Source organism: Rhodococcus sp. IEGM 1330, assembly GCF_033142445.1.
In the GTDB taxonomy this organism is placed as follows: Bacteria; Actinomycetota; Actinomycetes; order Mycobacteriales; family Mycobacteriaceae; genus Rhodococcoides.
The window spans coordinates 301,135-314,207 of the sequence record NZ_JAWLSB010000004.1 but is presented as its reverse complement, the minus strand read 5'-3'; the positions used below and the strand labels follow the sequence as shown (position 1 = coordinate 314,207).

Genomic DNA, 13,073 nt, shown 5'->3' with positions numbered 1-13,073 from the left:
AACGGGTCGGATCGAGTCGGTAAGAATCTGAGCCGTTATTCAACGCAGATGCAACGGAGCGCGCGATATGACCAGGCCTGAGAAGTCCGCTAAGCCGCGAGCGCGCCGAGGTTGGGGCAGGGTGGCCAAGCTACCGAGCGGGCGCTACCGAGCGAGCTACCTGCACCAGATGACCCTGTTCACCCCTAGTCCTGCCGGTACGACGTTCGGATCCAAGATCGACGCCGAGGGCTGGCTGGCCGACGAGCGCCGCAAGATCGACCGAGGGACGTGGACGCCGCCCGGCACCGAGGATCAACGGTCGATCACGCTGGCCGACTACGCCGAGCGCCGGATCTCTCAGCGCACCCTCACCCCGCGGACTCGCAAGGGCTATCAGGAGACTCTGGCCAACCACATTGTTCCGGTGCTCGGTAGCGTGGCGCTCTCGCAGTTGTCGGTAACCATGGTGCGCGCGTGGTACTCGAATCTGTTGCTGGACAAGCCGACTGCCCGCGCTCATGCGTACGGTTTGCTGCACTCGATCTGTCGAGATGCGTTGCGCGAGAACCTGATCAACTCGAATCCGTGCGTCGAGCAGCGCGCCATGGTGGCCAAGCGGACCCGTAAGATTCGAGCGCTGACCGTTGCGCAACTGACCGCCGTCGCCGAGAACACGCCCGACGAGCTGCGAGCTGCCGTGCTGATCGGTGGTTGGTGCGGACTGCGCCCCGGTGAACTCAAGGGCCTGCGCCGCCGAGATATCGCCGAGGACGGATCTGTTGTGTCGGTCAAGCGCGCGGTGACGTACCGATCCGGTGTCTACTACCTGGGACCACCGAAAACCGAGGCAGGCATTCGAGACGTGCAGGTGCCGAAACGCATTCGACACGTGATCCTGGCGCACCTGCAGGCCTACACCGCGCCGGGGCCTGATTCGCTCGTGTTCGCTGGCGCTGGTGGTCCCGAGGGGTATCTGACCGATTGGACGCTCCGGCGCGCGGTAGGGGCCGCAGGAGACGCCGCCGGTATCGAGGATCTGCGCCCGCACGAGCTGCGCCACACTGCAGCAACCCTGGCCGCTCAGACCGGCGCGACGACCAAACAGCTGATGTCGAGAATCGGACACGCCACGGTCGACGCCGCGCTGATCTATCAACATGCCGCCGCCGAGCTGGATGCCGAGATCGCCCGCAAGCTCGACGAGATGTGAGTCTTTCGACTCAAGCAGCCGACGGGCGCACTCGCACAAAGGATCACCGACCTACCCCGACGCCGAGATCGTCGCTCAGCGTGGCGCTCAGGGCTTGTTTCGGGCTGTTGACCAGTGCCGATGCCGCCGCCGAAACCTCGCGAGCAGAACCTCGATCGAGTATGTATTGTTGTGAACAGAGCCGAACGAACCCGAGCCAACCGGGTCATCGGTGAGCACGACAAGCGGCGCATTCGAGGGCCGAACCAGGACTGCCAACGGCACTCACTGGCGCATCGCGAGCATGGACGGGTTGGCGTCCACTTGCTCGGAGCCGCGCCGACACTTGAAAACCAGTGAGGCCCAACCATGTCCGAATACCTATCCCTGCAGGATGCCGCCGAGACCGTCGGTGTCCACGTCGACACACTCCGCAAGGCCATCGCAAGCCGCAAGCTCAAGGCCCTGCGCGCCGGTCGCCAAATTCGTATCCGCAGAACAGATCTCGATGCCTGGCTCGAGCCGGTGAACTGATGACCGCCGCCTATCTCACTCCTGAGGAAGTCGCACAGGAGCTTTCGGTGAAGTCGGCTACCGTTCTCCACTGGGTCAAGGTCGGCACTCTGCGAGGTTTCAAGATCGGGCCTGGCAGGAATTCGCCCGTGAGGATCCTCCGCGCCGATGTCGACGCCATGATCGCGGCCAGTGAGGTTCGGCCCGATGCGTAGCGCAGGTCAGATCCTGGGGCAGAGGTTCCCGAACGAACTGGTCTACGCCGCCGAGCCAGTCGAATATGCCGCCGACGAATTGCGCCGCGAGAACGGTATTCCCGAATGCTGTGAAATAGGGTGCGACCGAATAGCGAACAAAGGCGCACGGTGCAAACCCTGCTATATGCGAGATTACCGACGACGTAAGCAAGAGCAGGGGGAAACCTGATGCCGTATTCGCAACTCAGTGACGATTACTACGACCGGCCCGAATTCCTCGATCTGTCGAGAAGCGCGCTTTGCCTTACCACCGAGGCAATTGTCTATTCGAGTCGATCGCTCACCGACGGCTACATTCCGAAGAATGCGCTTCGCCGTATTTCTACCTCCGAAGATCCGATTGCCGATGCCCAAGAATTGGTAGCCGCGGGGATCTGGGAGGAATTGGAGAACGGGTATCAAATTCCGTGGGACGGACAAAGGACGGCCGAGCAGATTGCGGAAGATCGAGAGAAAGGTCGAATTAGAAAAGCGGTTCAACGCGCACATCTGGCCGGAGATCACTCAGGGTGCGCTGAGTGGAAGTTCTGTCGCAAGGCCAAGGGGTCGAAAGTGTCCCACCCGGACTCCGCCCCGGAGTCTTCTACGGAGTCCACCCCGGAGTCCGCCGACCAATCCACTCCACTCCACACCAATGCGAAGCATGTAGGTGTTAGTGGCAGTGGTGGATCGGACGGGTCGGCTTCGCCTCCGCCGCCGGTCGTTGGCGCTTCGCGCACTCCCGCGTCGGCCCCGTCCTCCGAGGTGGTCGAGAAGAGCGCACCGAAAGACCCGCGCCTCGAAGGTATCGAAGATCTATTGGGGCCACTCTGATGAAATACGATCTGAATATCCGATTCGAGCTGATGCCGACCGAAATGAACGTGGCTATCGACAAGGATGGAAAAGCGACGGTCATCGTCAGAGCCGACTGGGAAGAATTGATGTTCGATGAGATCGACATTCCACAGTCGGGAATTCCCGAAGAATATCGCGAACTGTTCCCGCCGGTAGCAGTGATCAACGCGCATTCGGATATGTGTGACGAGATCATCGAACGAATGGGAAACTCGGAAATGATCGCGTTTTACACAAGCGCTGACACGGACGAAAATGGACACAGACCGTGGACGACGTCACTGCGAGAACTCGACTACCGGAAGATGCTGATTCACATTCAAGGTCTGAGTCTGCTGATCTCCGTCGACTCCGGTGCCGACAGCAGACCGACCAGGCAAGCGCTCACAAGGTTGCGCCAGGTGGTCGCAGAGGCGAAAGCCCGATACGACGAACGGGTCGAAGTCTGGCTGATGATCGAGTCGATGCTCGAACGAAAAGGCTGATTGCGCGCCCCTGAGCGCCACGCAGAGCGATCGGTAGCACGATTCGGTACCCGAGTGACCCCAGGGCATGAAAAAGCCCCAGACTCGAACACAGCGGAAAGTGCTCGAATCTGGGGCTCAGGGGGCCGAACGATCTAGCGGGCCTCGGGCGCAGGGCGCAAGTAGACCCGTCGGCCCGAAGGTGGAATCAGGTACAGGTCTCCGTCGATTCGCTGAATCGGAAACGGGCGCTGGGTGTTCGGTGCTTCACGAGTAGGTACGGGCATCTGTTCTACCTCCAGAACGTGGCGTGCGCGGACCCCACAACACTACCCGTCGAAGCGGGTTACATTCAACCAAGAAAGAGCGAAATATGAAGAACGGCAACAATATTCGGAACACCGAACCAACTGGCACGAGCAGGCAGTCGGGCGCATACTGCACCATTCCCGAGCCGCAGACCTGGCCGCGTGGTGAAGGCCCCGAGCGAGTCTCGCGACGTACCGGCAAGACAATCCGAATCACGCACAGGTGGTAGACGTGACGCGCACCGAGCAGTTGTTGCAGCGCGTGAGAAGCCACGTCGCAGGCGAAACCCGCGAGTCCCTGCACCGAGCAGGGTTCCACGATCGGGAGATCGACCGTCAGATCCGGTTCGGGCATTTGAGAGAAGCACGGGACGGGCGCATTCGGTACGTCCATCGAGATCCCACCGACGAATTGGAGACTCGGTAGTGGCATTCAACGCGCGCTACGACGGCCACGGCGACCCCTGCTCGGTGTGTACGGAAAAGATCGTCGCGGGTCAACGGGTGGAGTTCGTGTGGATCGACGGCAAGCGCCGAATCGACCACGTTCACGACGTCGGCGCATCCAAGCAAGCTCGCAAATGGAACTCGGGCCACTGGGAGCCAGCCAAGGTTGCCGCGCGCATGAAACGAGCAGCAGCACGACAGAAGCCGCCGACCCAGACAGGGGCACCATGACCGCCAGCCGCAAGCTCTACGACCATCTGGGGGCCGCGCTCGACAACCTGACACCCGAGGAGCGTGAGCAGATTCGACTCGATCCCGGCACAACCGCGCACCACGACGGCGACCGGATCGAGTTCCGAGCTGCAGGGCTGACCTACGCGACGATCGAGCGTTCGTTTTTCGAGGCCGAGGACGAATGGCTCGAATTCGTAGACGCTCACTGCGAGTAGTTCGACCCCGAGGGGGTGCCTGTTTTCGTGGCTGGAATCAGGTACCCCCCACGGGTATACTCTCACTCAGCAGGTCGCCCCGACCGCTCTCACGAGCCGCCACGGGAATCGCCAGCGCCGCAGCAACGCTCACCAGCGAAGAAGCACCAGCCGGGGAAGGAAACCCACTGGTCGCAGCGCATTCAAGGGCCGTTCTCGCAGGAACACGTGTCTACGCCGCGCCACCTCGAACGGATAATCCCATGTCTACCAGTCTCATTCACCGCACTACCGCTCTGCAGCTCGAACTCCGGTCCGATGCTGTGGACGAGCGGATCATCGCCGGTATCGCCGCCCCGTTCGACTCGCCTGCCGAGATCAACAACGTGTACGAGGGCGCGTTCACCGAGATCATTCGCAAGGGTGCGTTCGCGAAAACGATTCGGGAACGGGGAGATCGGGTCAAGTTGCTCGGTCTGCATCTGCGAGATCGTTTCCCACTGGGCCGTGCCGTACTGCTCGAAGAGCGCACCGAGGGTCTCTATGCCGAGTTCAAGGTATCGAACACTCAGGCAGGCACCGAGGCACTGGAACTGGTGCGAGATGGATCTCTCGATCACCTCTCGATCGGGTTCCGCGCAATCACCGAGGTATGGGACCGAAAGTCGACTCAGCGCACGCTCACCGAGGTAGCTCTGATGGAAGTCAGTCTGGTCCTCGAAGGTGCCTACGGAGACGCCGCAGCAGTTACCGGTTCGCGTAGTAGCGACACACTTTCACTCACTCCTGAAGCGATGCAACGACGTTTGCGTTTGCTCGACTTAGACAACTAGAACGGAACTACCATGGATCTCTCCAAGCTCAATCGCGCGGAACTGGCCAAGCTGGTCGAAGACTCCCGCGCCGAACTCGACGAACTGGCCACGCGCGGTGTCGAATTGAACGGCTCCGATATCGCGAAGTTCGACGAACTCGAATCCACCGTCAAGGATGCTCGCGCTCGAATCGGCAGCATCGACGCTCGCATGGAATCGCTCAAGTCCCGCGGCTCCGATGCCAGCTTCACCGACGATGCTCCGGTAAGCGCACGAGCGGCCAAGCCTGCCAACGAACTACGCGGCAAGCTCACTCTGAGCAAGGGCGATAGTCTGCGCAGTTGGGAAGCTCAGAACGGCAATATCGACGGCAACGCAACGGGTCTGAGCTTCGACAAGTTGCTGCGAGGCATGGCTACCGGTGAATGGATCGGTGCCGACTCAGAGCGCGCACTGGTCACCACGAACTCGACGGCGATCGTGCCCACACCGCTCGGTAGCGACCTGATCGACCTCGCACGACCCCGCTCGGTTGTTCTGCAGGCAGGTGCGACCATTGTTCCTATGTCCACCAAGACATTACGGGTCCCACGCCTGATCGGTGAGGGTGCACCACAGTTCTACGCCGAGGGCGCTCAGCGCAACGCTGCGGATCTCAGTTTCGATTCGGTCACCCTCGACGCCAAGACGTACGACCGGCTGATCCTGATCAGCAAGGAACTGTTCGAGGACTCCGACCCGAATATCGGCGACGTGATCTCCAATGCCTTCGCGGCTCAGTACGCGCTCGGTATCGACCAGTTCGCTCTGTTCGGCGACGGCCAGGGTGTCAATCCGCTCGGGCTCGTGAACGTGCCTGCAGTGCCCAAGGTTTCGCACGGTGCGAACGGTACCGCGGTCACCAACTACGATTGGCTGATTCAGGCCTACGGCAACGTGCTGGGTCGAAGCTTCCTGCCGACTGCCCAGATCGGTTCTCCGCGAACGGCAACGAGCCTGGCGCTACTGAAGAACAGCCAGGGCGACTACCTCGCGCCTCCGGCCAATCTGCCTCTGGGTCTTCCCAGTTCGGTCGTCCCGAACAACGTTCTGCAGGGCACCAGCACCGATACCAGCTACCTGATCACGGGCGACTTCGCTCAGCTCTACATCGGGTTGCGGAGTTCGTTCACGATCAAGGTGCTCGGTGAGCGCTTCGCTGATACGGGCCAGATCGGTTTCCTGGCGAGTTCACGCTGGGACGTTGCCGTTGCGCAGCCGAACGCATTCCAGGTCGATCTCGGGTTGCGTGCGTAATGATCGAGTTCACGGGCGGCAACAGTGGCGGGATCGGCTGGCTGGCTGGAGAATGGTCGGACATGTCGCGTCTGCTCAAAGAGGACGACGACAATCTGATCGGTGAACCACTCCGCGAGGGAATCCCGTTGTCTCAGTGGCGAGCGCTTCCCGACAGTCCCACTGCCGAGCCGGACAAGCTCAGGCAGCAGTAGAAACTACCTGCCAGGCCTCGAATGGCGTACGCGCTGTTTGATGTCCGTCGGCCCGCGTGTAGCGGCATCACGTCGAGGCCTGGCAGGGTCCACAAGTTTCCCCGAGTTCAATTGCAGGACTTGGGGGTCGGGGTCCGCGTGACCTCGATAGCTCGACAGGCCAACGTGCGCACAGGGGCTTGTGACTTCATTCACCCTACCGCGCAAGCGAAACGTCTGTGGTGGACGTGAATTCGCCTGTCGAGCTACATACCTCCCGCTCGGTGTTGTTTTCGTCGCGGTTTCTCCGCCGAGTGGGACGACAGCCCCGGTTCGATCATCGTTGCAGCGCATCGCACCCCACCGTGCGCCAGCGCTCCGAGATCGAGCCGGGGTTGTTCTGTGTCTGGGTACGGTCGGCAGGGCCACAGCGTCGATCTGAGAGGCTAGACCATCCACGCGGTGCGGGTCCACAAAGCCTGCAGGTTGGTGGTGTTGAACCATGGCGTGGTCGGGTGGACGTGGAGCAGGCGTGGCTGGCGCTTGCATGAGTAGTGCAGCGGTGAACCCACACACATCAGTGCTTGCATGCCTACCAACGTGAACAGTTGTCCTGACCAGAACACCACACTCACTGTGTTGCACACCAACTGCACAGCCCTTGGCAATCCATGCACCAACAGTGCAGCACTCACTGCCATCCACACCACCAGTGCCACCACTGCCAGTCGAAGTGTATGCATTGCTACTCGTTGCACGATTCCTGTGTTCCACACTTGCACAACTGTATTCGTAATCGTTGTTCTGATTGATATTTTGTTGCTTGATGTTTCGTCTTCGATCGTTGTGTCCTGATCGACAGTGTCGACGGTCGTCGTGTCGGTCGGTGCTGGCGCTGGGAGTGTCGGTCCTCCGAATGCCTCGATCCCTATATCTGCGTACACGGTTGCCTGCGATTCTGTTGGTTGCTCGAATGGGTTGCTCAGAACCAAGTCTCAGAGTGACAGAACCGAAAGCTGTTGTCCACCATGATAGGCCGAGATGCATCCTGCATAGTATTCATCCTATGCATAGGCATGCAGGGTAGGGGGGCGTATTGCCAACTGGCACAGGGGGTCTCGGCTGACCCTGCCCTCGCAGCCAGCCCGCTCTCTATCAAATTTTCACTCGGGTCATGTACCAATTTAGGCCCCTGACCAGGCATTATGCAAAATGCGATGTGGTACAAACGAGTATGAAATCAGTTTTTCGGAAAAATGCTCAAAATTGTACTCCGAATCGGCCTTACAGTACAGGCGTACGGTTTCAGTCCATGCATGGTTTCTGCATGCTTTCTGCATGGTTTTCCGGTGCCGTCGAACCTCGTGAGCACGAACGCGCACAACGGATTACACTGTCAGTCGCGGGAGAAACGGAAGCTCGCCCGCATGCTCGATTCTCTGTTGGCGAAAACCATTGTGCTTGCTCGGCACAAGCGAAAGCCCCGACCGCCGTTGATTCGGTAGCCGGGGCTTTCGTGCGTTACGAGTAGGTCAGTCCTCCGATAGTTCTTCGATCTGTTGCTGCAGCTTTCTGTCGGCCTGCACCAGTCTCGATTGCATCGCGGCCAGAGCGCCCGTGGGCAGTGACGACATGAGTTCGGCGATTCGTTCGCGCGACTGCTCAGCGTTCGCTATGAACCCCGCCCCGTCACCTGCTGCACTCAAGCGTGTGCGCTCGGCAGTCGCGGCGTCCAATTCGTCGAGCAGCTCGCCGAGACGTTGCTCGTTGTCGTCCTCTGCCATGTTCAGACCTCCGGTAGCTCGATCCCGACCGCGCCTCGATCATGCGCCTGCAGTGCGCTCAGCACACCGGAATTGTCGTAGCCGAGTGGTTGGATGATCGACATGACCGGTAACGACGTGCTCGTGTTCGCAGGTCCGATCGTGTTGGCGATCGTGGTCGGGGTGATCCCGACCGTTGCGAAGAAGCTCAGCCTGCGGGACGCACGGGAGCGGATCAAAGCAGACCTCGAACTGATCGCCGCGCTGGACGACACGGCGGGTAAGAAGCTACTCGCCGAGAGTGTCGAGCTGCGCCTGGCGATTCTGTCGGTGCAATCGGTTCCGTGGGCCTACCAGCCGGCCTACTTCCACGGAAGATCGCGGCGAACCGCGATAACGCTCGTTGCTGTGTGTTTCCTGTTGATTGTGGTGGGCTGGACAAATTTCTTGCTGGCAGAGGACCCTGGTTGGCGGTGGTTGTCGTTGGGGATGGCGGCGTTCGGGTTCTTTGTGCAGTTCTGGGGTCGGTCGAAGCTTGGTGAGTCGAATCAGTTGATCCGTGACCGGCTGCGCAGAGATCTCAACGAGGCGAAGCCTGCACGGTGAACTATTCGACGTGTGTTCAACGGACCAGCGAGTTCCCGACATATCCGCTGGTCGAAGTGTGCCCCCGGCAGGATTCGAACCTGCGACCAAGGGATTAGAAGGCCCTTGCTCTATCCCCTGAGCTACGGAGGCTGGCACGTGCGGGTGACCCGCTCGAGCACGGTTGACGAGTGTACCTTTCCGCCCGTGCGGTCGAAGCAGGCACGGGTGAGCTGGCATCCTGAGGGGAGCTGGTGAACTCGGAATCGTTCCGCCCGATGCCGAAGGAGGTTCGATGCACGACATCCTGGACGATTTACTGCAGATCTGGCAGTCCGGCGACGTGGCAGCGGTCGCGACGGTGGTCCGCACCTTCGATTCCGCTCCGCGACCCGTGGGCGCGTCGATGCTCGTCGGCTCGGACGGTGCCGTCGTCGGCTCGGTCTCGGGTGGCTGCGTCGAAGGTGCGGTGTACGAACTCGCACAGGACGTGATGCGAACCGGCACTCCCGTTCTCACTCGATACGGAGTATCCGACGACGATGCCTTCGCCGTCGGGCTCACCTGCGGCGGAACGCTCGACGTATTCGTGCAGGGGATCTCTCGGCGCACGTTTCCCGAATTCGAGGCTCTCGTTGCGGACGTTCGCGGCAACGTGCCCGTGGCGATGGCGACCGTAGTCGCACACGCCGATCCGGAACGGCTCGGCCGGAGAATCGTCGTCGGAGAATCGGGCACCCGTGGCTCGCTCGGCAGTGCGCGTGCCGACGCTGCCGTGGCCGACGATGCCAAAGGGCTTCTGGCAGCCGGTCGTTCGGCTGTCCTGACCTACGGGCCCGACGGTCAGAGACGGGGGGAGGGGATGGAGGTGTTCGTCTCGAGCCACGCTCCGCCGCCGCGGATGCTGGTGTTCGGAGCCATCGATTTCGCTGCCGCGGTGGCGCAGCAGGGTGCATTTCTCGGTTACCGCGTCACCGTCTGCGACGCACGAGCAGTCTTCGCCACCCCGCAGCGGTTCCCCGCCGCCGAGCAGGTCGTGGTCGCGTGGCCACACGACTATCTGTCCGAGCAGTTCGCGGCGGGGGAGGTGGACGAACGCACCGTCGTCTGTGTGCTCACCCACGACCCCAAATTCGACGTGCCGCTGCTCGAAGTGGCGTTGCGCATTCCCACTCTGGCGTTCGTCGGCGCAATGGGATCGCGCCGTACTCACGACGACCGCACGGCTCGGTTGCGTGCGGCGGGTCTGACGGAGACAGAACTCACTCGTCTGGCGAGTCCGATCGGGCTCGACCTCGGGGCTCGGACGCCTCAGGAGACAGCGGTATCGATCGCAGCGGAGATCATCGCCCACCGCTGGGGCGGTACCGGTGAACCGCTGCGCGCCCGACACGGGCGCATTCATCACGACGCGACCGAAGCCGTGAGCCCGACCGAGTACGACGCTCTGTAGGACTCGCGTTTCGAGTACCGCCGATCACCTCTTACTCTGGTGGTATGGCAACACCGGATCTCGAGAAGACCGAACCCTCGACCGCCGAACTCCGGGCGGACGATGTCCGGACGGATGAGGGTCCGCGTTCGGCCACGACGACGGTGTTCGTCACCGCCGGCGTCATCGGCGGTCTCGTCGCGGCCCTCATCGTGATGCTGTCCGCGTCCGATGCGCTGGTGTTGTTGGGAATCCCCGATCCGGGACCGGCCACGACCTACGGTCTTCCCGCGCTACGGGCGATCGGCGAGATCGCGGCCGTCATCGCCATCGGATCGTTTCTGCTGGCCGCGTTTCTCGTACCGCCGCAGAAGAACGGCGTGCTCGACGTCGACGGCTACCGCGCCGTGCGCACCGGCTCGGTCGCCTCGATCGTCTGGGCCGTGTGCGCGCTGCTCCTGGTGCCGCTGACGTTGTCCGACACCTCCGGGCAGCCGTTCACCGAGGCCGTCAAGCCGGCAAACCTGTGGATTGCGCTCGATCAGGTGGAGATCGCGAGCGCGTGGCGCTGGACCGCGATCATGGCCGTTGTGCTCGCTATCGCGTCGCGCACGGTGTTGCGGTGGGCCTGGACGCCCGCACTGCTCGGGTTCTCCCTCGCGACGCTGCTGCCCATCGCGCTGAGCGGACACTCCTCGGCGGGCGGATCGCACGACATCGCCACCAACAGCCTGATCCTGCACCTCGGGGCCGCGTCGCTGTGGGCGGGTGGACTGTTCGCGCTGCTGGCACACGTTCGCAGGCGCGGTGCACACGCCGATGTCGCGGCTCGCCGATTCTCGACGATCGCCGGCATCTGCTTCGTCGTCATGGGCATCAGCGGAGTCATCAACGCACTGGTCCGGGTGTCGATCGGCGACTTGTTCAGCACCACCTACGGCCTGCTGATCGTGGGCAAGATCGTTGCGCTGATCGTGCTCGGCGGATTCGGCTGGATGCAGCGCCGCCGGTCACTGCCCGCGCTGATGGCAGACCCCACTGCCCGCGGGCCGCTGCTCCGATTCGCCGGGGCCGAAGTACTCGTACTCGCGGCGACCATCGGCCTTGCCGTAGGCCTCGGGCGCACGCCTCCGCCCGCCGAGATCGACCCCAACCTCACGCCCGCGGAGGCGGCACTCGGTTACGACCTCAGCGGCCCGCCGACGTTCGCGCGAATGGCGCTGGACTGGCGCTTCGATCTGATCTTCGGCACCGCCGCGATCGTCATGGCCGTGGTGTACCTGATCGGCGTCCGCCGTCTGCGGCTGCGCGGCGACGCGTGGCCGGTGGGCCGCACTGTCGCCTGGGTCCTGGGCTGCCTCACGTTGCTGATCAGCACGTCCTCGGGAATCGGTCGCTACTCCACCGCGGTGTTCAGCGTGCACATGACCGGACACATGATGCTCTCGATGCTGGCACCCGTCCTCCTCGCGCTCGGCGGAGCACTGACGCTGGCGCTGCGGGTTCTGCCTGCGGCAGGCAAAAAGGGTGTCCCCGGAATGCGCGAGTGGTTGCTGCTCGGCCTGCACAGTCGCATGTCGCAATTCGTGACTCACCCCCTCGTGGCGGCGCTGATCTTCGTCGGCGGCTTCTACGTGCTGTATCTCGGCGGGATATTCGGAGCCGTGCTGGACAGTCACGGCGCGCACCTGCTGATGAATCTGCATTTCGTGCTCAGCGGCTACTTGTTCTACTGGACCGTCATCGGCGTCGACCCGTCCCCGCGCAAGATCGCTCCGGTCACGAAGCTGGCGGTCGTGTTCGGATCGCTCCCCTTCCACGCGTTCTTCGGGGTGGCATTGATGAGCATGAACACCGCCATGGGTGCCTGGTTCTACCGCACGCTCGGGCTGGACTGGAATTCCGACCTGCTCGGAGATCAGAAGCTCGGCGGCGGCATCGCCTGGGCCACCGGCGAAGTGCCGCTGGTACTCGTCATGCTGGCGCTGTTGATTCAGTGGTCCCGCAGCGACGACCGAGACGCCAGGCGCGGTGACCGCGCCGCCGAACGCGACCACGATGCCGACCTGGCCGCCCACAATGCCATGTTCGCCGAGCTGGCCAAACGTGATCGGTCCGGCGGGGAGTAGCCGATCCGGGTCAGTCGGTCTCGGCGATCTTGCTCAACAGTCGGTTGAGCTCGACGCGTTCCGCCGGCTCGAGGCCGTCGAACATCTCCGAGGACACCTGACGGCGTGCGTCGTCGATTCGATCGAGCAGTGCGCGACCGGTATCGGTCAATTCGACCAGGACGGCTCGGCGATCGCTCGGATCCTGTTGCCGCGTCACCAGGTGTGCCGCCTCGAGAGAGTCGACGATGTCGGTGGCCGATCGCGCGACGATGCGCAGGTGCTCGGCGAGATCGCGTAGTCGCACGGACTCGGGCTCGCGCGCCAACACATGCAGGGCTCGACTCTGCGAAGGATTGAGGCCGAACGGTTCCAACGCAGTCATGTGGCTGCGCCGGATCTGCCGCGCGACGGCCATGAACTGCTCGCTCAGGTTGGGCGAGTGTCCGGTTTCCATGCAAGGGATCATAGCGACG

General features: G+C 62.4%; 17 protein-coding genes and 1 tRNA gene. 14 read left to right on the top strand and 4 right to left on the bottom strand.

Translation table 11 applies throughout. The features are described from left to right. The first annotated feature begins 121 nt into the window (after positions 1 to 121). The 11 genes from R4P57_RS12320 (at position 122) to R4P57_RS12270 (ending at position 6,730) form a co-directional block, all read left to right on the top strand. On the top strand, positions 122 to 1,192 hold the full coding sequence (locus R4P57_RS12320) for a tyrosine-type recombinase/integrase (protein ID WP_317803119.1): 1,071 nt from the start codon (positions 122 to 124) through the stop codon (positions 1,190 to 1,192). Between the two features lie 348 nt (positions 1,193 to 1,540). Then, the gene (locus R4P57_RS12315) at positions 1,541 to 1,705 is read left to right on the top strand and encodes an excisionase family DNA-binding protein (protein WP_317803118.1); all 165 of its coding nucleotides are present in this window, start codon (positions 1,541 to 1,543) and stop codon (positions 1,703 to 1,705) included. Then, positions 1,705 to 1,899, top strand: a complete 195-nt coding sequence (locus R4P57_RS12310; RefSeq protein ID WP_317803117.1) for a helix-turn-helix domain-containing protein — start codon at positions 1,705 to 1,707, stop codon at positions 1,897 to 1,899. Before R4P57_RS12315 ends, R4P57_RS12310 begins: the two co-directional genes overlap by 1 nt. A 210-nt stretch (positions 1,900 to 2,109) precedes the next feature. Next, entirely contained in the window at positions 2,110 to 2,754 is a 645-nt protein-coding gene (locus R4P57_RS12305) for a hypothetical protein (protein ID WP_317803116.1), read from the top strand. Then, positions 2,754 to 3,263: a hypothetical protein gene (locus tag R4P57_RS12300; protein ID WP_317803115.1), complete on the top strand. Its 510-nt coding sequence runs from the start codon at positions 2,754 to 2,756 to the stop codon at positions 3,261 to 3,263. Before R4P57_RS12305 ends, R4P57_RS12300 begins: the two co-directional genes overlap by 1 nt. 519 nt (positions 3,264 to 3,782) lie before the next feature. Continuing rightward, a complete protein-coding gene (locus R4P57_RS12295) occupies positions 3,783 to 3,977 on the top strand; it encodes a hypothetical protein (protein WP_317803114.1) in 195 nt (64 codons plus the stop codon). After that, positions 3,977 to 4,228 (top strand): hypothetical protein, encoded by a 252-nt coding sequence (locus tag R4P57_RS12290; RefSeq protein WP_317803113.1) that lies wholly within the window; start codon positions 3,977 to 3,979, stop codon positions 4,226 to 4,228. The genes R4P57_RS12295 and R4P57_RS12290 overlap by 1 nt, the downstream gene beginning before the upstream one ends. Then, a complete protein-coding gene (locus tag R4P57_RS12285) occupies positions 4,225 to 4,446 on the top strand; it encodes a hypothetical protein (RefSeq protein ID WP_317803112.1) in 222 nt (73 codons plus the stop codon). The genes R4P57_RS12290 and R4P57_RS12285 overlap by 4 nt, the downstream gene beginning before the upstream one ends. A 242-nt stretch (positions 4,447 to 4,688) precedes the next feature. Then, entirely contained in the window at positions 4,689 to 5,258 is a 570-nt protein-coding gene (locus R4P57_RS12280; protein WP_317803111.1) for an HK97 family phage prohead protease, read from the top strand. A 12-nt stretch (positions 5,259 to 5,270) separates the two neighbouring features. Next, complete coding sequence (locus R4P57_RS12275) at positions 5,271 to 6,536, top strand: phage major capsid protein (RefSeq protein WP_317803110.1); 1,266 nt, start codon at positions 5,271 to 5,273, stop codon at positions 6,534 to 6,536. Then, positions 6,536 to 6,730 (top strand): hypothetical protein, encoded by a 195-nt coding sequence (locus R4P57_RS12270; RefSeq protein WP_317803109.1) that lies wholly within the window; start codon positions 6,536 to 6,538, stop codon positions 6,728 to 6,730. The genes R4P57_RS12275 and R4P57_RS12270 overlap by 1 nt, the downstream gene beginning before the upstream one ends. A 425-nt stretch (positions 6,731 to 7,155) precedes the next feature. Here the strand turns inward: R4P57_RS12270 and R4P57_RS12265 are convergent, their stop codons facing one another. After that, positions 7,156 to 7,452 (bottom strand): hypothetical protein, encoded by a 297-nt coding sequence (locus R4P57_RS12265; protein WP_317803108.1) that lies wholly within the window; start codon positions 7,450 to 7,452, stop codon positions 7,156 to 7,158. Positions 7,453 to 8,241: 789 nt separating this feature from the next. Continuing rightward, positions 8,242 to 8,493 carry a hypothetical protein gene (locus R4P57_RS12260; RefSeq protein WP_317803107.1) on the bottom strand — a complete coding sequence of 84 codons (252 nt, stop codon included), beginning with the start codon at positions 8,491 to 8,493 and terminating at the stop codon, positions 8,242 to 8,244. Positions 8,494 to 8,595: 102 nt separating this feature from the next. Here R4P57_RS12260 and R4P57_RS12255 point away from each other — a divergent pair, with 102 nt between their 5' ends. Further along, positions 8,596 to 9,078, top strand: coding sequence for a hypothetical protein (locus R4P57_RS12255; RefSeq protein WP_317803106.1), 483 nt, complete (start codon positions 8,596 to 8,598; stop codon positions 9,076 to 9,078). Between the two features lie 59 nt (positions 9,079 to 9,137). On the opposite strand, the gene R4P57_RS12250 is transcribed toward R4P57_RS12255, so the two are convergent. After that, positions 9,138 to 9,210 (bottom strand) — tRNA-Arg (locus R4P57_RS12250). A gap of 142 nt (positions 9,211 to 9,352) precedes the next feature. Between R4P57_RS12250 and R4P57_RS12245 the strand changes: the two genes are divergently transcribed. Together R4P57_RS12245 and R4P57_RS12240 are read left to right on the top strand one after the other, a co-directional pair. Continuing rightward, positions 9,353 to 10,510, top strand: a complete 1,158-nt coding sequence (locus R4P57_RS12245; RefSeq protein ID WP_317803105.1) for an XdhC family protein — start codon at positions 9,353 to 9,355, stop codon at positions 10,508 to 10,510. A 44-nt stretch (positions 10,511 to 10,554) separates the two neighbouring features. Beyond that, positions 10,555 to 12,618 carry a cytochrome c oxidase assembly protein gene (locus R4P57_RS12240; RefSeq protein ID WP_317803104.1) on the top strand — a complete coding sequence of 688 codons (2,064 nt, stop codon included), beginning with the start codon at positions 10,555 to 10,557 and terminating at the stop codon, positions 12,616 to 12,618. Between the two features lie 10 nt (positions 12,619 to 12,628). On the opposite strand, the gene R4P57_RS12235 is transcribed toward R4P57_RS12240, so the two are convergent. Next, on the bottom strand, positions 12,629 to 13,054 hold the full coding sequence (locus R4P57_RS12235; protein ID WP_256978921.1) for a MarR family winged helix-turn-helix transcriptional regulator: 426 nt from the start codon (positions 13,052 to 13,054) through the stop codon (positions 12,629 to 12,631). Positions 13,055 to 13,073: the final 19 nt, after the last annotated feature.

What these genes read in the sequence shown, in the direction of transcription:
- R4P57_RS12315 (WP_317803118.1), top strand. Translation starts at nt 1,541, where the DNA reads ATGTCCGAATACCTATCCCTGCAGGATGCCGCCGAGACCGTCGGTGTC.
- R4P57_RS12310 (WP_317803117.1), top strand. Translation starts at nt 1,705, where the DNA reads ATGACCGCCGCCTATCTCACTCCTGAGGAAGTCGCACAGGAGCTTTCG.
- R4P57_RS12305 (WP_317803116.1), top strand. Translation starts at nt 2,110, where the DNA reads ATGCCGTATTCGCAACTCAGTGACGATTACTACGACCGGCCCGAATTC.
- R4P57_RS12300 (WP_317803115.1), top strand. Translation starts at nt 2,754, where the DNA reads ATGAAATACGATCTGAATATCCGATTCGAGCTGATGCCGACCGAAATG.
- R4P57_RS12285 (WP_317803112.1), top strand. Translation starts at nt 4,225, where the DNA reads ATGACCGCCAGCCGCAAGCTCTACGACCATCTGGGGGCCGCGCTCGAC.
- R4P57_RS12280 (WP_317803111.1), top strand. Translation starts at nt 4,689, where the DNA reads ATGTCTACCAGTCTCATTCACCGCACTACCGCTCTGCAGCTCGAACTC.
- R4P57_RS12275 (WP_317803110.1), top strand. Translation starts at nt 5,271, where the DNA reads ATGGATCTCTCCAAGCTCAATCGCGCGGAACTGGCCAAGCTGGTCGAA.
- R4P57_RS12270 (WP_317803109.1), top strand. Translation starts at nt 6,536, where the DNA reads ATGATCGAGTTCACGGGCGGCAACAGTGGCGGGATCGGCTGGCTGGCT.
- R4P57_RS12265 (WP_317803108.1), bottom strand. Translation starts at nt 7,452, where the DNA reads ATGCATACACTTCGACTGGCAGTGGTGGCACTGGTGGTGTGGATGGCA.
- R4P57_RS12260 (WP_317803107.1), bottom strand. Translation starts at nt 8,493, where the DNA reads ATGGCAGAGGACGACAACGAGCAACGTCTCGGCGAGCTGCTCGACGAA.
- R4P57_RS12255 (WP_317803106.1), top strand. Translation starts at nt 8,596, where the DNA reads ATGACCGGTAACGACGTGCTCGTGTTCGCAGGTCCGATCGTGTTGGCG.
- R4P57_RS12245 (WP_317803105.1), top strand. Translation starts at nt 9,353, where the DNA reads ATGCACGACATCCTGGACGATTTACTGCAGATCTGGCAGTCCGGCGAC.
- R4P57_RS12240 (WP_317803104.1), top strand. Translation starts at nt 10,555, where the DNA reads ATGGCAACACCGGATCTCGAGAAGACCGAACCCTCGACCGCCGAACTC.
- R4P57_RS12235 (WP_256978921.1), bottom strand. Translation starts at nt 13,054, where the DNA reads ATGGAAACCGGACACTCGCCCAACCTGAGCGAGCAGTTCATGGCCGTC.